22 protein-coding genes and 1 other annotated feature are annotated in these 23521 nt (G+C 38.6%); of the genes, 3 read left to right on the top strand and 19 right to left on the bottom strand.

Translation table 11 applies throughout. The annotated features are described in order from the left end of the window. Positions 1 to 203: 203 nt before the first annotated feature. The gene (locus tag FH508_RS16605; protein WP_172772182.1) at positions 204 to 1460 is read right to left on the bottom strand and encodes an MFS transporter; all 1257 of its coding nucleotides are present in this window, start codon (positions 1458 to 1460) and stop codon (positions 204 to 206) included. Positions 1461 to 1648: 188 nt separating this feature from the next. Here FH508_RS16605 and FH508_RS16610 point away from each other — a divergent pair, with 188 nt between their 5' ends. Beyond that, positions 1649 to 2101 (top strand): MarR family winged helix-turn-helix transcriptional regulator, encoded by a 453-nt coding sequence (locus tag FH508_RS16610; protein WP_172772183.1) that lies wholly within the window; start codon positions 1649 to 1651, stop codon positions 2099 to 2101. Positions 2102 to 2183: 82 nt separating this feature from the next. Here the strand turns inward: FH508_RS16610 and FH508_RS16615 are convergent, their stop codons facing one another. From FH508_RS16615 to FH508_RS16655, 9 genes are all read right to left on the bottom strand, one after another. Further along, a complete protein-coding gene (locus FH508_RS16615) occupies positions 2184 to 2696 on the bottom strand; it encodes an adenine phosphoribosyltransferase (RefSeq protein ID WP_172772184.1) in 513 nt (170 codons plus the stop codon). Positions 2697 to 2710: 14 nt separating this feature from the next. After that, entirely contained in the window at positions 2711 to 5050 is a 2340-nt protein-coding gene (gene recJ, locus FH508_RS16620) for a single-stranded-DNA-specific exonuclease RecJ (protein WP_172772185.1), read from the bottom strand. A 294-nt stretch (positions 5051 to 5344) separates the two neighbouring features. Next, complete coding sequence (gene trpA / locus FH508_RS16625) at positions 5345 to 6136, bottom strand: tryptophan synthase subunit alpha (protein WP_172772186.1); 792 nt, start codon at positions 6134 to 6136, stop codon at positions 5345 to 5347. After that, complete coding sequence (gene trpB / locus FH508_RS16630) at positions 6133 to 7344, bottom strand: tryptophan synthase subunit beta (RefSeq protein WP_172772187.1); 1212 nt, start codon at positions 7342 to 7344, stop codon at positions 6133 to 6135. The genes trpA and trpB overlap by 4 nt, the downstream gene beginning before the upstream one ends. Then, positions 7341 to 7958 (bottom strand): phosphoribosylanthranilate isomerase, encoded by a 618-nt coding sequence (locus FH508_RS16635; protein WP_172772188.1) that lies wholly within the window; start codon positions 7956 to 7958, stop codon positions 7341 to 7343. The genes trpB and FH508_RS16635 overlap by 4 nt, the downstream gene beginning before the upstream one ends. After that, entirely contained in the window at positions 7955 to 8746 is a 792-nt protein-coding gene (trpC, locus tag FH508_RS16640; RefSeq protein ID WP_172772189.1) for an indole-3-glycerol phosphate synthase TrpC, read from the bottom strand. The genes FH508_RS16635 and trpC overlap by 4 nt, the downstream gene beginning before the upstream one ends. Further along, on the bottom strand, positions 8743 to 9774 hold the full coding sequence (gene trpD / locus FH508_RS16645) for an anthranilate phosphoribosyltransferase (RefSeq protein WP_173477660.1): 1032 nt from the start codon (positions 9772 to 9774) through the stop codon (positions 8743 to 8745). The genes trpC and trpD overlap by 4 nt, the downstream gene beginning before the upstream one ends. Beyond that, the gene (locus tag FH508_RS16650) at positions 9774 to 11147 is read right to left on the bottom strand and encodes a chorismate-binding protein (RefSeq protein ID WP_172772190.1); all 1374 of its coding nucleotides are present in this window, start codon (positions 11145 to 11147) and stop codon (positions 9774 to 9776) included. Before FH508_RS16650 ends, trpD begins: the two co-directional genes overlap by 1 nt. Positions 11148 to 11249: 102 nt before the next feature. Then, positions 11250 to 11565 (bottom strand) — a binding site (T-box leader). Between the two features lie 147 nt (positions 11566 to 11712). Next, positions 11713 to 11901, bottom strand: coding sequence for a hypothetical protein (locus FH508_RS16655; RefSeq protein ID WP_172772191.1), 189 nt, complete (start codon positions 11899 to 11901; stop codon positions 11713 to 11715). Between the two features lie 334 nt (positions 11902 to 12235). Between FH508_RS16655 and FH508_RS16660 the strand changes: the two genes are divergently transcribed. Continuing rightward, positions 12236 to 12706 carry a hypothetical protein gene (locus FH508_RS16660; protein ID WP_172772193.1) on the top strand — a complete coding sequence of 157 codons (471 nt, stop codon included), beginning with the start codon at positions 12236 to 12238 and terminating at the stop codon, positions 12704 to 12706. A gap of 140 nt (positions 12707 to 12846) precedes the next feature. Here FH508_RS16660 and secDF read toward each other — a convergent pair whose 3' ends face one another. Together secDF and FH508_RS16670 are read right to left on the bottom strand one after the other, a co-directional pair. Continuing rightward, positions 12847 to 15114, bottom strand: coding sequence for a protein translocase subunit SecDF (gene secDF, locus FH508_RS16665; protein WP_172772194.1), 2268 nt, complete (start codon positions 15112 to 15114; stop codon positions 12847 to 12849). Positions 15115 to 15474: 360 nt separating this feature from the next. Then, positions 15475 to 15813, bottom strand: a complete 339-nt coding sequence (locus tag FH508_RS16670) for a post-transcriptional regulator (protein ID WP_172772195.1) — start codon at positions 15811 to 15813, stop codon at positions 15475 to 15477. A gap of 93 nt (positions 15814 to 15906) precedes the next feature. Between FH508_RS16670 and FH508_RS16675 the strand changes: the two genes are divergently transcribed. Continuing rightward, positions 15907 to 17424 carry a putative polysaccharide biosynthesis protein gene (locus FH508_RS16675; protein ID WP_172772196.1) on the top strand — a complete coding sequence of 506 codons (1518 nt, stop codon included), beginning with the start codon at positions 15907 to 15909 and terminating at the stop codon, positions 17422 to 17424. Here the strand turns inward: FH508_RS16675 and FH508_RS16680 are convergent. The 7 genes from FH508_RS16680 to FH508_RS16710 form a co-directional block, all read right to left on the bottom strand. Continuing rightward, complete coding sequence (locus tag FH508_RS16680; protein WP_172772197.1) at positions 17421 to 18056, bottom strand: DUF421 domain-containing protein; 636 nt, start codon at positions 18054 to 18056, stop codon at positions 17421 to 17423. The two genes, FH508_RS16675 and FH508_RS16680, sit on opposite strands and share 4 nt — an antisense overlap. A gap of 143 nt (positions 18057 to 18199) precedes the next feature. Further along, positions 18200 to 18466: a preprotein translocase subunit YajC gene (gene yajC, locus FH508_RS16685; protein ID WP_173477661.1), complete on the bottom strand. Its 267-nt coding sequence runs from the start codon at positions 18464 to 18466 to the stop codon at positions 18200 to 18202. A gap of 147 nt (positions 18467 to 18613) precedes the next feature. Then, on the bottom strand, positions 18614 to 19759 hold the full coding sequence (gene tgt / locus FH508_RS16690) for a tRNA guanosine(34) transglycosylase Tgt (protein WP_172772198.1): 1146 nt from the start codon (positions 19757 to 19759) through the stop codon (positions 18614 to 18616). 109 nt (positions 19760 to 19868) lie between these two features. Continuing rightward, positions 19869 to 20915 carry a tRNA preQ1(34) S-adenosylmethionine ribosyltransferase-isomerase QueA gene (queA, locus tag FH508_RS16695; protein ID WP_139860362.1) on the bottom strand — a complete coding sequence of 349 codons (1047 nt, stop codon included), beginning with the start codon at positions 20913 to 20915 and terminating at the stop codon, positions 19869 to 19871. Between the two features lie 18 nt (positions 20916 to 20933). Beyond that, complete coding sequence (gene ruvB, locus FH508_RS16700; protein ID WP_139860360.1) at positions 20934 to 21938, bottom strand: Holliday junction branch migration DNA helicase RuvB; 1005 nt, start codon at positions 21936 to 21938, stop codon at positions 20934 to 20936. An 18-nt stretch (positions 21939 to 21956) separates the two neighbouring features. Then, complete coding sequence (ruvA, locus tag FH508_RS16705; protein WP_139860358.1) at positions 21957 to 22577, bottom strand: Holliday junction branch migration protein RuvA; 621 nt, start codon at positions 22575 to 22577, stop codon at positions 21957 to 21959. 112 nt (positions 22578 to 22689) lie between these two features. Continuing rightward, on the bottom strand, positions 22690 to 23487 hold the full coding sequence (locus tag FH508_RS16710) for a phosphotransferase (protein WP_172772199.1): 798 nt from the start codon (positions 23485 to 23487) through the stop codon (positions 22690 to 22692). Between the last annotated feature and the right edge of the window lie 34 nt (positions 23488 to 23521).

Consider the following 23521-nt stretch of genomic DNA (forward strand, 5'->3'; position numbering starts at 1 on the left):
CCTTTTATTATATTTGTTTACATTATAAACTTTTGTTTGAATATTGTCAAACATATCTCTTATTCACAATTACCTAACTGGTTTTACGGCAAAAAAATAGCACGCTAGAATACTTCCTAGCATACTATTTGTACTTTTTATGTCGTTTATACTATTATGTTCAATTCACTCTGTTCATTACAATCAGAGCAATGATTTATATTTTAATGTGCTAGTTTATTCAGCGTTTGTTTTTTCACTATGATGACAAACAGGCTAGCTAAAACACAAAATACACCAGCTAAGAAAAATGCCCATGTGTACGAATTGAAAAATTTATAAATTAGACCTCCACCATACGCTGCTACTGCCGCACCTGCCTGATGGGATGCAAAAATCCAACCGTAAATAATACCGCTTTTTTGCGTGCCAAAAATTTGTCTTGAAATATTAACTGTAGGCGGTACAGTGGCAATCCAATCTAATCCATAGAACGCAGTGAAAATAATAAGCAATGTGAGCGAACCTTGCATTAATGCATACGGCAATAAAACGAGAGAAGCTCCTCTTAAAAGATAATACCAAAACAGTAACCAGCGATTATCGAAGCGATCAGATAACCAGCCTGATAATGTTGTTCCAACTAAATTAAATATGCCCATAAACGATAAAAACGAAGCTGCCGTTACTAATGGAACACCGAAGCTAATACAATACGATACAAAATGCGTACCAATTAAACCACTCGTTGATAATCCACAAATAAAAAAACTACCTGCTAAAAGCCAAAATTCTTTCACTTTCACCGCAGTGAACAAACCATTAAAAGCAATAATGATTGGGTTTTTCTTTTCTACTATTACACTTTCCGTTTTTTCCTCTTCAAGTCCATACGCAAGAACTCCAACATCCTTCGGTTTATTTTTCATAAACACTAAAATAATGAAAAACATAATGGCGCTTAACACCATGATTAAAACAATTGCCCATCGCCATGAGGATTTTTCGATAATCATTGCTAATATTGGCAGAAGAACTAATTGTCCTGTTGCAGTACTGGCCGTTAATATCCCTAAAGCAAGCCCTCTTCTTTTTTCAAACCAATGATTCGCTACAAAGGGACTTAAAACGGTTAAAAAGAGACTCGCACCTAGCCCAATAATAAAGCCCCAAATTATAATTAGTTGCCATGCTTGTTGCATTAACAATGTAAGCGATATACCTATCATTAATATTGTCATAGCAGCTAGCATCATTTTCTTTAATCCAAGAACTTCGAGTAATGCTGCCATAAATGGACCAGAAATTCCATATAAAAAAAGACTGATAGCAAATGCCATTGCTATTACCGATCGGTCCCAGCCAAATTCATGTTCAAACGGGCCAATAAAAACACCTGATGAAGATAAAGTAATGCCTGCTACAATAATTGAGAAAAATGTTATCGTTAAAATAAACCAACTGTAATGAATACGTTTCATAACGCCACCTACATTTCTTGAAAAATGTAAAACGAATGTTTTTAAATGAAAAAAGTTTAGAAAACCGTTATGCTAAAAATATATGTATATACATATATAATAATGACTTGTTAATTTAGATGTCAAGAAAATAATTCCATTTTAGTGGTACAATGTAATATAACGAAAAAAGAAAAGGAGATCTAGTTATGGAGAGAAATTACACAGACATTGACTATACTCAAATTTGCGTATGTGCAAATCTTAGAAAAAAGACTAGGGCCGTAACGCAACTATATGATAAAGTACTTGAACCTACTCAATTAAAAGTTACTCAATACTCGATGCTAGCAAATATCGCCCGCCATCAAGCAGTTTCAGTAAGTCAACTAGGTGATATTCTATTACTTGATCAGACAACGATAACCCGTAATGTCAATCTATTGAAGAAAAACGGCTATGTGGATGTTACTCGTGATACACAAGATGGTCGAACAAAAATCATTTCCTTAACGGCTATTGGTATTGAAAAGCTAAAGGAAGCAACGCCTCTTTGGATGGATATACAAGAAAAAATTATTCAAGATATTGGCCTCGACAAATATAAAGACTTTTATGAAACACTTAAAAAAATGCAAAAAGTATTGAAATCCTACGAATAACGGTATTTTTCAAATTGTTTGGGTGCCTGGCACTCAATAAATGAAAAGGCTGTCCCAATATATGGGACAGCCTTTTCATTTATTAGTATTGAATTAATGTTTTTACGCTTAAATCGCCAAGTTTTGCACGACCGTTTAGCTCGTTTAGCTCGATTAGGAATGCGCAGCCAACAACTTCTCCACCTAATTGTTGAATTAAGCGAACAGTTGCCTCTACCGTACCACCAGTAGCTAATAAGTCGTCACAAATAAGCACTTTTTGACCTGGTTTGATGGCATCTTTATGCATTGTTAATGTATCTTTACCGTATTCTAAACCGTAATCGGCACTAATTACTTCACGTGGCAATTTTCCTGGTTTACGAACTGGTGCAAAGCCAATTTCTAGTGCATAGGCAACTGGGCAACCAATAATGAAGCCACGAGCTTCAGGACCTACAATAATTTCTGCGCCAACTTCTTTAGCGTATTCAACGATTTGGTCTGTTGCATATTTGTAAGCTGGTCCATTATCCATAATTGTTGTAATATCTTTGAAGCTAATGCCTTCTTTTGGCCAGTTCTCAACTGTTGTCACGTATTGCTTTAAATCCATAGTTCTTGCTCCTCCTACGAAATTGTATTCGCATATAAATTTAATCGTTCATCAAACCATTGCTTTAGCTCTATATATGGTGCATAGACAAGTTTTTGCTCTATTTCAATCTGTTCTGAACGTTGTTTGTAAGACGGCGCCTCAGTTAATGCAGTTTTCGGCACATTCACGTTGACAGTCGTCAGTCCACTCTCCATTCTAACAAAATTGAGCTCAAAAAACACCTGTGTCATAAATTTTAATGCTTCTAACGGCCAACCCGTATGCTTTGCTAAATCTGTTAGATGCATATCTAATGGAAATGCAGGACGTTGCTTTAAAAATTTATAGTACCAGGCAAATTGTTCACGTGTAGGCATTCCGTTGAAGTACTGGGAATCTGGCATATAAAAATGCGCATAAATACGGGAAGGTGCTGTTTTTTGTAATACATTTTCTAATAATTGAACGTTATGCGGTAAATCAAGCAACACAATGTAATTTGTTTGCTCTACATTGGACAGCTCTGCATCAACTAATTGTATTGGCACACCAAGCAATGAATGATAATAGCTAATTGTCTCAGGACGGAACGCATAAAAAACAGCTTCCTCCTTCGGCACTGTATGCAACCATCGAGATGTTTGACGAATTCCACGAATATCAAATAATTGCCACTCCGTCGTTTGGACATCTTCAATCATAAATTGTGGCTTTTTACGTCCTTGCCACTCATTTATTTGAAGGTCCCCAATAAACGAAACTTTAATGCCGTATGTCAGCTCATTGAACAAATGCCCTTTATTAAATCCTACACTATCCAATTTCTCTAAGCCGTCTGTTAATTCCATTTTAATGTGATTTTCAGCAGCGCCAATTTTACGCATTGATGCAATTTCCACATCCTCAAGCACATACACTGGCTTCGGGAAATCTGTGCCAAACGGGCCGAGCGTCGCAATTTCTTCAATAGCTTCCGTGGAGATTTCATCAATTTTAAGCGGAATATCGATTGAAACAACTGGCGTTAATTGCTCTTCTGTTAAACATTCCCTTGCCTGCACATCCAATCGCGCGCGCAGTTCATCCACATGCTCCAATGGTAACGTCATTCCCGCGGCCATCGGATGTCCGCCGAAATGTGGTAAAATATCTCTATTTTTCGCCAATTCATTATATAAATGGAACCCTTCAATACTACGGGCAGATCCTTTCGCTGTCCCTTTTTCCAAGTCTAGTGATAGAACAATTGTTGGTCGATAATAAAGTTCAACAAGTCTGGATGCTACAATACCTACAACACCAGCATTCCAGCCTTCACCTGCTACAACTAAAACAAGAGAGTCCCCTATCTTTTCATCTGCTTCAATGAAGGCAATCGCCTCATCTGTAATACTTTTTACAATATCTTTTCGCTCTGTATTACAGCCATTTAACTGCTTCGCTAAAGCTGTCGCCTTCGGTGCATCCTCTGCCATGAGTAATTCAACAGCTGGAGATGCTTCGCCTAGTCGTCCAACTGCATTAAGACGAGGTCCAAAATAAAAGCCAATCGTTTCTTCATTTATAGTGGCTTGCTCAGCACTTGCTACTTCACACATTGCTTGTATCCACGGGCTAAGTGAGCGTTTCATTTCCTCAATGCCACGTTTTACTAGGTAACGGTTTTCGTCAACTAAAGGTACTAAATCTGCAACGGTACCTATTGCCACAAACTCAAATAAATGGGTTGGCAGCTCCCCATAAAGGGCGTGCGCTAATTTAAATGCCACACCAACACCCGCTAGCTCACCAAACGGATAATGCCCTTCTGGTACGCGCGGGTGTAAAATGATATCCGCCTGTGGTAACTCTTCCCCAGGCTCATGGTGATCTGTCACAATGACATCCATCCCAAGTTCCTTAGCCACTCGAATCGGTTCAATACCTGAGATACCATTATCAACCGTTATAATTAATTGAATGCCCTCTTCATGGGCTTCACGAAATAATGCTTCGCTCGGACCATAGCCATGTAAGAAACGATTTGGAATTTTAAATGATACATCCGCTCCAAGGTCTAGTAATACGTTGAGCATGACCGTCGTACTCGTCACACCATCTGCATCATAATCCCCATAAACTAAAATTTTCTCATTCTTTTCTAGCGCTTGTTGTATGCGCTCTACCGCTTCTGCCATACCATGCATTAAAAACGGATCATGTATATTTGCTTCTGTCATATTTAATAAGCTTTCTGCATCAGCTGATGTTGAACATCCTCGGGCAACCAAAATTTTCGCCGCAATTGCAGAAAGTTGTAAGTCATTTTGTAATGTTTGTACAAGTTCGGCGTCTGGACGCTCGACCTGCCATCTTTTTTTCGATAAAATCATATTTCTCACTTCCTCACGAAGGCTATTATACCGAAAATCTAGCTTGTTCGCACTATCCACTAGCTTACTAGTTTTATCCTTGCATAGATTTTCTATTATGACTAACATGTAGCCATTGAAGGTCAGCATGTAAAAAAGCCTACTCTAAAAAAGAGTAGACTTCGGATTGAAATGTGTCAGGCACTCAAACAATTTCAGTTAATTAGTGCGGACGACGGCGACGATTGCACTGGAACAGACCGCCCCGCAAGCGATTGTTGCAGCTTACAAGTGTGCAAGCGAAGTGTCAGGCACTCAAACAATTTCAGTCTCAAACGTTCCTTTTGAAGCAGCGACTAATGCTTCGACTTTCGCAACATTTCCTTCATGTAAAGCCGCCACTATTGTACTGCCTACAATGACACCATCACCAAGGGCACTCATGCTCACTACTTGCTGTGGCGTAGAAATACCGAAGCCAGCTAACACAGGAATGGGACTCATATTGCGCAAACGTGCGAAATGGCCTTCTAAATCATCTGCAAAGCTCGCGCGTGCTCCAGTAATACCGTTTACCGTAACAGCATAAACGAAGCCTTGACTAGCTGTTGCTATACGAGCAATTCGATCTGGCGGGCTTGTTAGCGATACAAGTTGCACTACATCAACCCCGTGGGGATTTAAAGTTTGACGTAGTATTTCACTTTCTTCTAATGGTACATCAGGTACGATTATTCCTTTAACCCCTCCTGCCACACAAGCAATGGCAAATTGCTCTAAACCATAGGCTAAAACTGGATTAAAATATGTCATAACGACTAATGGAACGGTTATCTGTTGACGGAATGAAGCGAGCGCTTCTAGCACTTTGCGCAATGTTACACCTTCCGCTAAAGCCCGTTCTCCTGCTTGCTCTATCGTTGGTCCATCAGCAACTGGATCCGTAAAAGGAATACCAACTTCAATGGCTGTTACCCCCATGTTTTGCAAGGACAAAATCGTCGGCTTTAACGTCGCAAGTCCACCATCTCCCGCCATAATATAGGGCACAAATGCTTTATTACCAGCGTTGTTCACTTGTTCAACTGCCTGCTGTAAAGTTGTCATTTTTCATCACCTCCAAGTACTGCACGAACAGTATGTACATCCTTATCACCACGACCTGATAAACAAACAACAATAATGTCTTCAGCATTCATCTCTTTTGCTAGTTTTGCTGTATACGCTATAGCATGTGCACTTTCCAGAGCTGGTAAAATTCCCTCTGTGCGACTTAATAATTGAAGACCTTCAAGTGCCTCATCGTCTGTAATAGAATCAAACTTTGCGCGTCCGATATCATACAAATAGCAATGCTCTGGCCCCTTGCCAGGATAATCAAGACCTGCTGAAATGGAATGGGCCTCCTGTACAAAGCCATTGTCATCTTGCAGCAAATACATGTATGCTCCGTGAAGAACACCTAACTGCCCGCCTGCAATGGCAGCAGCGTGCTTTCCTGTCTCAATGCCACTTCCAGCAGCTTCTACACCGTATAACGCTACTGATGCATCATCGACAAATGGATGGAACATGCCAATTGCGTTACTACCTCCGCCGATACAAGCGACAACGGCATCTGGCAATCGCCCTTCTTTTGCAAGGACTTGTGCTCTTGTTTCCACACCAATAATCCGCTGGAAATCACGCACAATTTTTGGGAAAGGATGAGGCCCTAGTGCAGAGCCTAAAATATAATGTGTATCTTCGACATTCGTCACCCAGTAGCGAAGGGCAGCATTAACAGCATCTTTCAGCGTTTTCGAACCCGTTTCAACAGACTCTACCTTTGTGCCAAGTAGCTCCATACGAAAAACATTTAATTGTTGTCGTTTTATATCTTCTGCACCCATAAAAACAACACATTCCAGATTTAATAATGCACAAGCTGTCGCTGTCGCTACACCATGTTGTCCCGCGCCCGTTTCCGCCACTATTTTCTTTTTACCCATTCGCTTAGCAAGAAGCGCTTGCCCAATTGCATTATTAATCTTATGAGCACCTGTATGATTTAAATCTTCACGCTTTAAATAGATTTTGGCTCCCGCCAGCTCATTTGTTAAATTTTCAGCATAGTATAGTGGTGTCTCACGTCCGACGTATTCCTGTAAATAATAAGCTAGCTCATTTGTGAATGTGGGATCTGCCATTGCCTCATCAAAAGATGCTTCCAATTCTATTAATGCTGTCATTAATGTTTCAGGAACATACTGTCCGCCAAATTTCCCGTAGCGCCCTTCCTTCGTTGGTACGCTATTTGCGATTGAATTTGTCATAATGCTCTCCCCCTCTTTACTGCTTGTAAAAATGCTTCTATTTTTTTCGTATCTTTGCTACCCTCTGTCTCCACACCGCTTGAAATATCTACCATAGAAGGTGATACTAATGACAATGCCTCCTGAATATTTTCTACCTTTAAGCCGCCTGCTAGTATTAGCTTGTCACGTTGGATGCCAGCTGCCTCGAGTAATGTCCAATCAAACGTATGACCACTTCCGCCTTTATATTCCGTGCCAGGAGCATCAAATAAATAATAGTCAACATCATAGTTGGTCGCCGCCTGCACATCCTCAGCACCATGGATAGACAGTGCCTTAATCGAAGGATAGCCTTGCTGAGCTATAAAATCAGGCGTTTCATCACCATGATACTGCACATAATCCAATGGCACGCCTAAAACTGCTTTTTGTAATTCCTCAGGCGTTGGATTTACAAAAACTCCTATTTTCATAACGCCTTTTGGTACATGCTTAGCCAATTGTTGCGCCTGTGCAATGGTTACTTGACGTTTACTTGGAGCAAAGACAAACCCGATGGCATCTGCTCCTGCTTGCACAGCCGCTTTCACATGCTGTATTTCTTTCAATCCACAAATTTTCACCTTCGTCATACTGATGCCCCCGCTTTATTTACTTGTAAATGTCGAAGTGCACTACCTGCATCACCACTACGCATTAAGGATTCTCCTACAAGTACAGCACTTGCGCCCATAGCCGCTACCTTTTTAGCATCTGCATTGCTCCAAATGCCACTTTCACTAATAAGCACTCGTTGCTCTTCAAAAGGAAAAGCTTCTGCAATTTCTTGCGTACGTGCTAAATCTACTTCAAATGTTCGTAAATCTCGATTATTGACACCAATTAACTTTGCCCCTAAAGTTAGTGCCCGTTCAAGCTCTTCCACATCGTGAACTTCTACTAATACTTCTAGTCCCAAGCTTGTTGCAAAGCTAAATAAATCTTGTAACGTTACATCATCAAGGGCCGCAACGATTAGTAAAATCACAGATGCACCAGCAGCCTTGGCAAATCGAATTTGCACACGATCAATCATAAAATCTTTACAAAGTAATGGTGTTTGCACAGCCTTCGCAACCGCCGCCAAATCTTCAAATGAACCTTGAAAAAATGCTTTGTCCGTTAAGACAGAAATCGCCGCTGCCCCTGCTTTTGCATAAATTTTTGCCTGTTTAACAGGATCAGCACCTTGTGCAATAAGCCCCTTTGACGGAGATGCTCGTTTCATTTCTGCAATGACTTTCAAAGTATCAGCAGAACTTAACGTTGCAAAAAGTGTGTTACGCTTTATGTCAGTAAAATTGGCTAGTGGATCTGGCTGTGTAAGTAAGTTGGCTACTTCTATTTTTTTCTGTTCTATAATTTTAGTTAATATATTCATAGCCCTATCTCCACCTCTTTAATTTTCTCACTATAAGCGACAACAGCTTCTAATTTTTGCAATGCGCGTCCACTAAAGATACTATCTTTAGCGATTTCTACACCTTCTTTAACGGTTTGTGCTATCCCATGACCAAATAAACCAATTCCCACATTTAACAATACCGTATCAAAATAAGCACTTTGTTCTCCTGCTAGCAATTTGCGCATTATAGCTGCATTGTCGTTAGCATTGCCTCCACGTATCGCTTCTAAAGGAGCATAGTGTAGTCCTACATCTTCTGCTGTTAAAGTAAACGGGATTAAATCTCCCTTATCGACTAAAACAAATGTATTTTGACCAGCAAGTGAAGCTTCATCTAAACCCATTGGACCAGAAACAACTATCGCTCGCTCTCGTCCAAGCATTTGTAAAACAGAGGCATATTCCATTACAAAGTTTGGGCGATTAATACCAGTAAATTGTGTAGATAATGGGACTGGATTTGTCAGTGGACCGACAAGATTAAAAATAGTTGGCTTTCCTAAGGCACGACGTACCTCTCCGATACGCTTCAATTTTGGATGTACATTGGGAGCATATAAAAAGGCTATCCCTTCTTTTTCTAATAGCTCTACCGTTTGCGCAATAGAAATATTTGTATGAATACCTAGCGCTTCTAACACATCAGCACTACCCGATGAAGATGAAACTTTGCGATTACCGTGCTTCGCCATTTTGACACCTGCTCCTGCCAATACAAAGGCTGAAGCCGTACTAATATTGAATGTATTTAAACCATCTCCACCTGTACCACAGTTATCCATATAGACACCTGCTTTAGCTGGTACTTCAAGTGCAAATGAACGCATTATCATGGCCAATGCCGCCACTTCATGTGCGGTTTCGCCCTTTGCGGATAAGCTTACTAAAAAGTCAGCTATTTCTTCTTTCGGCGTATCTTGTTGAAACATCCATTTTGCAGCTTCTATCATTTCTTCATACATTAAATGCTGTCGCTGCTGAACCTTTCTTTGTATCATTTCCATCATTTTGCCCCACCTTCATTTTTCAAATGTTGTAAAAACAACTGTTCTTCCGCTGTTACTTGTTCAAGTACATTTTTCACATTTGAATATTTTGTAACTGTAACAGTGGATTGCATATGCATTGTTTCATTTTCAACAACAATTGACTTACCTGTTAATGCAAAATCTAAATGCCCATTAAATCCGATAAATCCGATAGCCCCACCGAAAACACCAGCCGTTTGCGTTGTTTTTGATAAATGGCTCTCGGTTAGTTGTTCTGGCATAACAGTAGATGTAAATGGTGGTATCGTTGCAGCTAATACATCTATTGCATGTAACATCGGTAAAAGTTGCCCTTCGACATATGATGTCATATGCAGTGCCTGCTTCGATCGCCCAATTCTCATCGCATCAATCACTCGTATAGAATCTCGGAAACAAACTGTTGAAAGTTCTTGTTGCATCGCCGTAACAAGAACGGCATGTGATTTCCTCATTTCAGCATTTTCGTACAACTTGCGTTCATTTTCTAAATCTTCTAAGTTGGTTGTACCTCGTGCATAAGTGCCTTCCGTCGGTGTTGCAATAACGCGTTCACCTTTTACTCTAACCAAACTTTCAGGCGATGTTCCCATCACAATATGATCCTCAAATGTTACACAATACATATAAGGTGCAGGATTTTTCTTTCGTAATTGACGATATAATGCAAAGGCATCTCCCTGTATAGTGGCTAAAAAGTGTTTAGAAAGCATAACACGTGTATGCTCCTCGCTTAACGACTCCGTTAACTTGCTAACAAATGTATGAAATTGTGTATCCGATAACGTCTTTAGTGCTTGATAGCCCCATGTAGTATCTACAGCTTCTTTACCAGTTAATAACTGCTGAGCCAATTCCTCTAAATTCGGCTCTTTATTTTCTGCATCGATGTTTGTATGAATCAATGTAACCTCATCTGTTAGATGGTCAAATACAACGATTGTTTCATAAACATGAAAATGTACAGTTGGTTGCTCAATAATTTCTTGATTTTTTGCTACGTTGTTTATAGCACCGCTGCCAATATAACCTATTGCACCACCTGAAAATGGAAATTCAGTCGTATTCGAAATACGAGGCATCAAGCGCTTTAGCAATACGAAAAGGTCGCCTTTATGTGTATATGTTTTTCCAGTTTTATAGGAGTATTCCGTAATTTCATCGCCTATACCTTTATATGTTTTTCGAGGATTGGCACCTATGAATGAATAACGTCCTGCCCCTTCATGCTGAGCGGAACTTTCTAGCAAAAATTTAAATTTACCTTGCAAGCGTCTAAATATTAATATTGGTGTTAACGAATCCCCATTTATTTTCTTCATCTTCGTTCTTGAACTGGTTGTTTGCATATCGACTAAACTCCTTTTTAACATTCATTTAACGTTTCTCGATTTAGCAAAAGCATAAAACAAAACAAAAAAAGCCCTCTGCAAAAAGGAATTTTCCTAATTACAGAGGACGATCATGACCGCGTTGCCACCTCATATTAGAGCTAGATAGCTCTCACTTATGTGCATCATTTTTACCTATAGCAAATAAAATCTATCGCAGTGTTTTTTGTGCGAAAGATTTATAAGCATATGTCTAATAAACAGTTGTGTAGTTAACTGTTTAAAGATGAAGCACCCCCGATAACGTGGGGAATCCGTTTGCTATTTGCATAGCAACTCTCATAAGTCCATTCACATAAGCTACAAATCAGTTTTCACCAGCCACTGACTCTCTATATTGCACACTTATGCTACTACTCTTATTCAACAATTTCTCAGCTATTCTCGTCTATGCTCTGCTCATCTGTTCTAGGCTAATCTCGCTCCCAAGACCTTCTGCCGTATCCGAACGAAAAGTTAGCCTTATTCTATGCCACCCTATAATAATTGTCAACCAATTCTGATTAAAAGATGACAAAGTTGCTTATTTCTTTTCACATTTGTTAGGGACTTTCATTATTTTAAGTAGATAAAATAAACCAACGAACAAAAATATAACTCCTAAAAAATTCAATACAATATTTTTAAGTAATTCATCTTTTACTGTAATATTTAAAAAGAAAGAACCAACCAGCACAATAAACAAACTCAATACAATTTTCAGTAATTTCATTAAATTTCCCTCCTATAAAATCACTTGTTAGTTTAATTTATTTTCCTTTTCTATATATAATTTATATATCATATTTATAGTCTTTTAAAGAAAGGCGTATAATCATGAAAAAATTTCTAAACCTTACAGCTTTAATACTACTAGTAATATTTACTCTCAATCTCCCCTCAGCTAATGCAGAAGTATCATCAAATAATAAAAGATTTATTTTAACTGACTCTGCAACAAAAGAAAGTTTCTTCGTAACAATAAATACTGATAACGGCATAAAAACGGTGATTGTAGACGACGGAAACACAACTGAAAACATTGTCTACGATACTAAAAAAATGAAATGTTTTTAAACGGTGAAAAACTTTCAGATGAAATAGTAAATTCTTTAAAAAAATTTGCTGAAATTGAAAATGAGCATACATCAATCAATAACCATCAATCTATTCACTTGCAAAACAATAATCCAACACCTTTATCAGTTGATCAAGGTGCTGGATTTGGTACATCATGGGTTTATGAATTTACAGATTATGGACAAATTAATGTATTTGGCTTAACTAAAGCTGCACTAATAGGTATCCTCGTAGCAATACTTACAAAAAATGTAATAGTAGGTGTTCTAGCTTCTATAGCAACTGCCATTTTTTCTTCAGTCTCTTCTGAAAGAGGCAGTGTATATTATAAGCACATCAGATATACAAAACCACACGAACAGTTTCCCTTACTATATAAAAGATATAAAGAAGAGGTATATTTTTACAAATACTCACAATATACAGGGCTAATAAGACATGAAACAATCTATCATTAACACAATAAAAGGTTATTATTAGAAACAATAAAATTTTCAACAAAAATTCTCAATAATTAAGTTATTTGTAAAACACTAATCCTAACCATACAAAAAGAGCCATCTCAACCTCAGTTGAGAATGGCTCTTTTAACTATTTATTAAACAGTAGGTTCGTCAGTTCCCCATTGTTTTTTCTCTTTTTTGCGTAATTGACCATCTGATTTTTTCATCTCACGCACTTTTAGTGAGTACCAGATTTGGGCTGCAATACAGATTGAAGAATACATACCTGTAATTAAACCAATTAATAACGCAATTGAGAACGTTTCAATTGACGGTGCACCGAAAATAAGGAGCGACACTACTACGATAATTACAGTTAATACCGTATTTACTGAACGTCCCATCGTTTGACGTAACGATTTATTAACAATGTTCGCTAGGACTTCTCGGTCTTGAATTGTATCATATCGCTCTAAGTTTTCTCGCATGCGGTCAAATGTAACAATGGTATCGTTTATGGAGTAACCAACAATTGTCAGTACGGCTGCAATAAACGTAATGTCCACTTCTAAGCGCATAAAACTAAAGACAGCAATAATTAGGAATACGTCATGCAGAAGCGATACAATCGCGCCAATACCCATACGCCATTCAAATCGAATCGCTACATAAATAATGATTCCAAGTGCAGCAAGTGCTAATGCTTTAATCGCATTTTTCACGAGCTCTTTACCAATAGTTGGAGATACGGTACTTACCCCAGGCTCATGGCCATATTTCTCGCCTACTACCTTTTTGAATTTTAAAATTTCACTTTGTGATAAGTCATCTTTATAACGGATAACCGCCATTTTATTTTTCTCACCTGAAAGCACAATATCATCAGATGGGAAACCGATGCTAGACACATAGTTTGAAACTTCTTCTTTCGTTAAGGTTTGATCCGCTTCTATTTGCGCTCGCGTACCACTTGAGAAGTCAATCCCAAGATTTAAGCGGAAAATGCCAAGCACAACAATCCCTGCAACAAAAATAGCTAAAGAGATTGTATAGAATTTTTTACGGTTGTGTACAAAGTCAAAACGATCAAATTTCGTTGATAAATCTAATGTACCGATTTTTTCATCCAAGCTATGTTGTTTAGATTTTGGTATACCAAACCATGCTGGATTATTGAAGTAACCGCTGTTTACGAGTAACCCTAGTAGCACACGAGAACCCCAAACAGCTGTTAGGAAGCTTAGTAAAATACTAATGATTAATGTTGTTGCAAATCCTTTAACAGAGCTTGTCCCGAAGTAGAATAGCACGGCTGCTGCTAATAATGTTGTTAGTTGCGCATCGACAATCGCTGATAACGATTGTTTCGAACCAATCTGGAATGCTTGTTTTACTGAATAACCAACACGTAGCTCTTCCCGAATACGTTCTGCTGCTAGGATATTCGCATCTACTGCCATCCCTATTCCGAGCACGATCGCTGCAATACCTGGCAATGTTAACACGGCATTAATCCAATCGAACACAACAAGAACTAGGAATGTGAATATCGCAAGTGTAATAATCGAAATAAAGCCTGGTAAACGGTAGTAGAATAGCATAAATAGGAAAATAACTACTACGCCCACAATACCTGCAAATATTGTGCTTTTTAATGCTTGGTCACCAAATTGTGCGCCAACTGATGTAGAGTAAATCTCATCAAGTTTCACAGGAAGTGCCCCTGCATTTAAAATACCCGCTAAATTTTTTGTTTCGTCAACTGTAAAGCTACCACTAATCATGACATCTGTTGTATTTAACGTTTGACTTACTGTTGCTGCAGATGCATAACGAGGTTTCGATTTTTGCGATTCTGTTTTATAAGAATCAACACCTTCTTCAAAGTCTAACCATACAACAAGTAAATTTTGGCCTTGTGGTTTGGCAGCAATTTTACTCGTAATATCCGCAAATTTTTTCGCATCTTTTAATGTTAGCGAAACAATTGGACGGTTTTGTTGGTCGAAGGAAGCTGACGCACCATCAGCCTTTAAATCATCACCATCTAAAAGTAAATTATCATCGACATCGCGGAATGTTAAATTCGCAGAAGTAGATAACATTTTACGAGCAGATTCTTGGTCTTCAACCCCCGCTAATTGCACACGAATACGGTTTTTGTCTTCAACCTGAATGCTTGGTTCACTTACCCCAATTGCATTGACACGGTTACTAAGAGCTGTTGCCGTTGCGGTTACAACCTCAGGTGTGATTTTTTGTCCTTCTTTTAATTCATTGACCTCATAAAGTACCTCAAACCCGCCTTGTAAATCAAGACCAAGCTTAATGTCCTTTAAGACGCCTTCTACAGTCGTACTCATGGAAGCTGCAAATAGCACCAAAAGTAGCACGAATGCAACAATTCGACTTCTTAATTTCATCTATAAATCCTCCTCGAATTAGTGCAAGGGCATCCCTTACACTGCAAACAAGTATACTAGCAATACCTTTTGAAACGTATATTCCTCCTTTTCCTTAGAATAATTGTAGCTCGTGCTTCAAAAGGGTTGCTTTGCTTTACTTATTTCAATCGTTCAATAACGCGCAAATCCCGTACTAATAGAAGATGCGTCTTCCATTTCATTATGAATAGTAAGCGGAACATGTATGTAGGGAAATCAAATTCCTTACAACTTTTTACAGCCTTTTTTTCGATATGGCTTGTACAAAGTAAAAAAGCGCAACACACTCATTATGAAACACGTTGCGCTTGGTGTCAATTCAACACTGTAGTATTCTTATTAATCTTTTACAGAACCGACATATTCTTCTTGTGTTTTTAATGGACCAAGCAATGATTTTAGTTCATCTGTGTTTATTTCTGCAAACCAATCAGAACTTTGTAAAAATTCTACTTGGTTGAATGATACAATATCGGACGGTGATACTGCAAAAATAGTAGCAATAATTTCATATAAACGTAATTGCTCTACATTTTTTTTTCGCCATTTTTTTTCTACGCAAAAACGCCATAATTCCTCTGCTGTAATTGCATCATAATTATAATACTTAAATTCTGCAATCTTACTATCAATTGCCGGACGAATTTTTTCAAATAGTTGTGCATGTTGCATACTCATTTTGAATCATCTCCAATCAAAGTTGTATCGTAAGAAGTGTTTGCATACAAATAGTGTAAATGAATTTTTGTGGCTTGAGAAGGGACGGATGGCATGAGTTCTTTTGTAAGAGGTACACTATTTTTAATGTTTGTGATTTTCTTATCTAAACTCTTTGGCTTCTTTTATAGAATGCAGTTTATGCGTATCGCTGGTGAAGAGGCAGTCGGCATTTATATGACCGCCTATCCTGCATTTATTTTCTTCATCTCACTCATTCAACTTGGACTACCTATCGCTGTAGCAAAAATTGTAGCTGAATTACTAGCAAAAAATAAACGCGAAAGCATTTTTGGCGTAATGCGTACGGCAATCATTTGGTCATTTATTGGTATGATTGTTTTTATGCCACTCGTTGCACTGACAATACCTTATATCTCTACTACGCTGTTACATAATGAACAAACAACGATTACACTTTGGATTGCACTCTTCGCTGTACCTGTTTCGGTTGGTTCAGGTTTACTCCGCGCCTACTTACAGGGTGTAGCTAAAATTACACCAACTGCTTGGGCTCAAATGCTTGAACAAATTGTTCGAATCGGGTTTATTACCTTCATGTTACCACTTGTTGCTGCTTATAATAATGCAGCAATAACTGCAGCTTCTGCAATGGGTATTACGCTTTTAGCAGAAGTAGTTGCTTTCTTGTATTTATGGTTGCACTATACCGTTTCAAAGAAAAAATTATTGCCAAGAAAAAGCAAAGTGGAATCCTATCCTGCTTCACCTATGTTGCGGGTTGCCGTACCCTCAGCAGGCAGTAAGCTATTTGGCTCTTTCACGTGGTTTTTAGAGCCTATTATCTTTTTAAAGGCATTAACAATGGCAGGCTTGACAGCTTCTGCTGCGACTATATTATATGGGGTTATTTCAGGTGTTTTAGTGCCCTTGCTATTATTCCCAGCCTTTGTATCCACAGCACTATCCATTGTCCTTATTCCGGCAGTGAGTGATGCAGTCGCTCGGCAACATAACGCTCTTTTACAGGAACGTATTTCTGTTTCCTTGCGCTTATCTTCATTGGTCGGTTGCTTCGCTGCTACGTATTTTTTCGTTCACGGTGATGACTTAGCCATGAAATTATTTCACTTAGAAGAAAATAGAGGCTATGTGAAAATTTTAGCACCAATTTTTTATTTTTATTATATTCAAAGTCCATTACATTCGATTTTACAAGCGGTTGGTGAAGCGCGTGCCGCGATGATGAATTCGATATACGGAGGCCTCGGCAAACTATTCGTTATGTTTGTACTGGCCTCTCAACCTGGGATACAAGAAAAAGGTGCTGTTGTAGCAATTGGCTTTGGTGTTTTGCTAACATCATTCTTGCATATTGCTACGGTAAGACAACGTAAAAATTTACGCGCAGGCTTCCGTATGTTTGTTGTACCTTATAGTTGTTTTATTATGGTTTGTATTGCCCAATATTTCTTCATGCAAATTATGCCACTACCATTGCTTTTAAGTAGCTGTGTTACATTATTTTTATTATTTACGCTATTATTAATGACCAATCAATTACGCTTTACAGATTTCCACTATATACGTAAATTAGCCAAGAAGGTTTAAAATTCCTTTAATTGAATATGAAGTCGCTCGTCTTCCCATATACAGAAGAACACCGTACTACTATCCAGAATATTATTTTTAGCTAACTCAGTCATTAACCATTCTTCATCTTTATGAATAATCTTTAAATGCCTATCTTGAATATCTCCATCAATGATAAGTGGATAGATAAATGCCTTCTCATCCTTTTTATAAACAGAAAGGTTGCCAGAAGGCTCTAAGTAAGCAAAAGCAATTTCCGTAACAGAAGCGATGCCATTTTCTCGTATTTGTTGACATAGATCATCCAAATTATAGCGCTGTTTCCTCATTTCGCTTTCTTGGATAATCCCATCCTTTACGAGCAATGCTGGTTCACCGTCAACTAAATCACGTATTTTTTTATTTTTTAACGATAAATAAGCACTCAATATTTGAATAAAGAGCAAAATAATAATCGGTAATATAGCATTAAATAACGGGTTATCGTAATCATCAAGTGCAAAGGCAGCAACTTCCGCAATTAATACGAACACGACTAAGTCGATAACAGATAATTCACCGACTTCACGTTTACCCATTAAACGGAAAACGATAAGTATAAACACATATAAAAAGCATGTTCTAAAAATTATTGTTAAATATTCTTCCATACAGACACCCCCATCTATATCAAGGTGACCGTATCAGTTACTTTTTATACAAAAAAAGCTGTGTCAAAAATACACATTTCGACATAGCTTGAAAAATTACAAAGGCGTTGTCCAAAAATTATTTGGGACAACGCCTTATAACATTATACTTGGTCATTTACGACACGTCCAATTGCTTGACGGTCAAATTTAACGCGAACATTATCAGCGATAACTAAAGTGACAGCTGTGTCCTCAATTGAGTCGATAACACCATGCAAGCCACCGATTGTAATAATTTTATCGCCGCGCTGTAAGCTACTTTGCATATTTTGTGTTTCTTGCTGTCTCTTTTTAGCAGGACGGATTAAAATGAACCACATTGCCACGAACATTAGAATGATCGGTGCAAAACCTAATATTGATTCCATATTCAAATTGCTAGCCCCCTTTCCAAATCTCACTTTTTTAGTATAGACTATTTCACCCTAAAAAAGCGATGAACAAGCCCAAAATTTTTCTATATTAATAATAGTTTTTCTATATTAGGTAAATTTTCGCTAAGTTACATTCCAGTATTAGAAGTTTTTAGCATTCGGCCCATTAAAACCATACTTCTCGAAAAATTCTTCACGGAAATCTCCTAGGCGATCCTCACGAATAGCATCACGCACTTGCTCCATAAGCTTCAGTAAAAAATGTAAGTTATGGTAAGAAGTTAAACGAATACCGAATGTCTCTTCTGTACGAATTAAATGACGCACATATGCGCGAGAATAGTTTTTACATGTGTAGCAATCACAGTTTGGATCGATTGGACCGAAATCACGTGCATATTTTGCATTTTTCACGACTAAACGGCCTTCAGACGTCATTAATGTTCCATTACGTGCAATTCGAGTTGGTAGTACACAGTCAAACATATCAATTCCTCGAATAGCGCCGTCAATAAGAGAATCTGGAGATCCAACTCCCATTAAATAACGTGGCTTATTAGTTGGCATTAACGGTGTCGTAAACTCTAACACTCGGTTCATCACATCTTTAGGTTCGCCCACTGATAAGCCTCCTATTGCATAACCAGGAAAATCAAGCTCTACTAGCGCTTCCGCAGAGCGACGACGTAATTCCTCGAATTCCCCACCTTGAATAATACCGAATAAGCCTTGATCTTCTGGACGAGCATGCGCTTCCTTGCATCGCTTTGCCCAACGTGTCGTTCTATCTACTGATTTCAGCATATAGTCATATGTCGCTGGGTAAGGTGGACATTCATCAAATGCCATCATGATATCTGAACCTAAATCATTTTGAATTTCCATTGCCTTTTCTGGACTTAAAAACAGCTTATCTCCATTTAAATGATTACGGAAATGGACACCTTCTTCTTCAATTTTACGGAATTGGCTCAATGAAAACACTTGGAAGCCACCTGAATCCGTTAAAATTGGGCGATCCCAGTTCATAAATTTATGCAAGCCACCTGCTTCTTTGACAATATCATTACCTGGACGAAGCCATAAATGGTACGTATTTGAAAGAATAATGCCCGCATTCATTTCTTTTAATTCCTCAGGAGACATCGTTTTAACCGTCGCTTGAGTCCCCACAGGCATAAATGCTGGTGTTTCAAAAGAGCCATGTGGTGTGTGCACAATACCTAGTCGTGCTCCTGTTTGCTTACATGTATGAAGTAGTTCATACCGAATTGCTGGTTGTGTCATAAAATAATAAATCCTCTCTTATCTAAAGTAAAAACAGTACTCCGATTTTTTGATTCTTCTCATAGAAGAATCCATGTTAACATTCAACTGCCTAAATGTTTATAAAACATTATTTACGAATTGTACTCGGACGTATAAACATTGCGTCTCCAAAGCTAAAGAAGCGATATTTTTCTTCTACCGCTTGATTATATGCGCTTAAAATCGTATCCTTTGTCGCAAGTGTACTAACGAGCATTACTAATGTCGATTTCGGTAAATGGAAGTTTGTAATTAACCCATCTACTACCGTAAATTTATAGCCTGGATAAATAAAAATAGATGTCCAACCTTGCTCTGCACGTACTTCTCCATACTTAGAGCCGATTGTTTCGAGCGTACGAGTAGATGTCGTACCAACAGCTATCACATTACCACCATTTGCTTTCACTCGGTTGATTGTAGCAGCTGCTTCTTCTGTTACACTATAAAATTCAGCATGCATTTCATGATTTTCTATAGAGTCCACACTCACTGGACGGAATGTGCCAAGACCAACATGTAGCGTTATAAAAACAATTTCCACACCTTTTGCACGAACTTGTTCTAATAGTTCCTGCGTAAAATGAAGACCTGCTGTTGGGGCTGCTGCCGAGCCACGCTCTTTCGCATATACAGTTTGATAACGTTCACTGTCATCTAGTTTTTCGCGAATATAAGGAGGCAATGGCATTTCTCCAAGTTGCTCTAAAATTTCATAAAAAATACCGTCGTATTTAAATACAAACATGCGGCCACCATGATCTAGTTCAGCTGTACAAGTAGCCGTTAGTAAACCGTCTCCAAATGTTACAACTGTCCCCACTTTAACACGCTTTGCTGGCTTTACAAGTGTTTCCCATTCATCAGTACCTGCTGTTTGCTTTAATAGCAATACTTCGATATGTGCGCCAGTTTCCTCTTTCACACCCATTAAACGTGCTGGTAATACTCTTGTATCATTTAAAACAAGACAGTCTCCAGCATGAAGCTCCTCTAATATATGAGCAAAATGCTGATGCTCAACTTTTTCTGAGCCTGGTGTCACGACCATTAAACGACTTGCCGTACGATCGACAAGTGGCGTTTGTGCGATGAGCTCCTCTGGTAATTCAAAATCAAAATCTTCTACACGCATTAAAAAAACTTCCTTCTTTTATGATTGTTGTGGATAATCATATCCAAAATGTTCGTAAGCAAGATGCGTTGCAACACGTCCACGCGGTGTACGTTGAATAAAGCCTATTTGCATTAAATAAGGCTCGTACACATCTTCTATCGTCACTCGTTCTTCACCTATGGAGGCAGCAAGTGTATCTAAGCCTACTGGGCCACCACGGAAGCGCTCAATCATATTGGTCACAAGTTTATGGTCAATATGGTCAAGCCCTCTAGGGTCAACCTGTAAAAGTTCTAGCGCTTGCTTGGCAAGGTCCTCCGTTATCATACCATCTCCAAGCACTTGTGCATAATCTCGCACTCGTTTAAGTAAACGGTTTGCGATACGAGGTGTACCACGAGAGCGCCTTGCCATTTCACCTGCGGCTATTTGTTCTATATTGACGTCAAATAAATGTGCGCTCCTAACTACAATTTCAGCTAGTGATATATCATCGTAAAATTCAAGACGAAGCAAGACACCGAATCGATCTCGGAGTGGCGCTGACAACGCCCCCGCTCTTGTAGTTGCTCCCACAAGTGTAAAGGGTGGCAAATCTAGACGGACAGAACGTGCTTCAGGGCCTTTTCCAACAACGATGTCTAAACAAAAGTCCTCCATTGCAGGATATAGTACCTCTTCAATGGCACGAGGAAGACGATGAATTTCATCAATAAATAAAACATCTCCTGGTTCCAGTGAGCTTAAAATCGCGGCTAAATCTCCTGGACGTTCAATGGCAGGACCACTCGTCATACGAACATTAACATTCATTTCATTTGCAATAATCGCGGCTAATGTCGTCTTTCCCAATCCAGGAGGACCATATAATAGTACATGATCCAAACTTTCCTGCCGAAGCTTCGCCGCTTCAATGAAAATTTGTAAGTTCTCTTTAACCTTATGCTGCCCAATATATTGAGCTAATCGTTGCGGTCTTAAAGATAATTCAAATTGTTCATCATAACTGCCTGCTTCACTTGCTATCATGCGCTCTGACATGTACGTGCCCCCCTTTCATTATTTTAATTTTAGTAGAAGCTGTAATGCCTGTTTCATATAGGCATCTGTTGTTTCCAGCTTGTCATTATCTTCGAGAAGCGGTCGGATTTTATCAAGTTCTTTTTCCGAATAGCCAAGCGCCATTAATGCTAGAATGGCTTCTTCGAGTTCATGCTTATACGGATTAACGCCAAATAACGGTAATTCATCCTCAGTGCTAGGCAACTCAATTGAGTCCATTAATGAACCAAGTTTGCCTTTTAAATCTAGAATCATTTGGCGTGCTGTCTTTTTGCCCACACCAGGAAATTTCACTAAAAATGCTTCGTCTTCTCGTTCGATGGCACTGATGACTTGTTGTGGGTTGCCAGTCGCTAAAATCGCAAGCGCACCTTTTGGTCCAATGCCTGATACTAAAATTAATTTACGGAACAGCTCTCGTTGATCTAAATTCGGAAAGCCATATAGCATTTGTGCATCTTCTCGAACATGTAGATGTACATAAATTTGTTGTTCGACAGCGGACGCACGAAATGCAAATGGATTAGGTGTATTCAACTGCCAGCCAATCCCTTGTTGCTCAAGCACAATATACTCAGGCGTAATACGCACTACTTGTCCTTTTAAATAATCATACATGTAAAATCCCTCACATTCATCGTCTTCGATTATAGCATATAGCGAACGAATGCTCGACTATATAAATGGCGATAGTACCGTTCACATGCAAAAATGACCGCCTCGGGGACGGTCATTTCTTCATCACTCTATCAATATCGTACCACAGTTTTGGCCAGTATGTTAGGGCTCGCTTCGTAAACGGTATTAAATAATCTAAAAATACTAGCTGTTGTTCTAATGGCAAATCTACAGCAAAAAGCCACTCTCTCAATAACTCATTTGGAAACTTTAAACGATGTAACTTTCTCATATCTAATCGTTGAAGGTCTGGTAATTCGTTTAAAATACTATCAATATTATAATCTACTGCTGGCAATACACGATGCAGCCATAATATATATTCATCATCGGCTTCACCAAGATGAGCAAGATCAAAATCGATTAAACGTAATTCTCCATCTGAACACCATAAGAAATTATGATGTACAACATCACCATGTAGCAACGTAAGATCTTTTTCTGGCACATTTTCTTGTTCCATTAACTGCAAAGCCTTTTCACTAAAATGAATGATTTGATCCACTTCTTCTCTCGTTAAAAATGTTCTGAATTCATTTCGTCTACTTTTAAAACGGATATGACGCATTTGCCATTTTAATAGCTGTGAGAAGGTATACAGACCTGGCACTCGTTGCCACGCAATTTTTTGATTTGTATCATGTAACGTATTTAATAGCTTTAAAGATTGTTCTCTATCTTTTTTATGTGCGAAATTCGCACTGTGGCTTCCCTCTTGCCACATTTGAACGATAAGTTGCTCATCATCACTTTTTACTAAAGGCAGGACGAGGGAGGGCTCTATTCGCCCAAGTTGGCGATGAATGACCCTCACCTTATCTGCTATTTCTAACTGCTTTGCTCGTTTCACAAAATAATGATTGGATCGATATTTATACTTCCAA

This window comes from Lysinibacillus sp. CD3-6 (assembly GCF_006351725.2).
GTDB lineage: Bacteria > Bacillota > Bacilli > Bacillales_A > Planococcaceae > Lysinibacillus.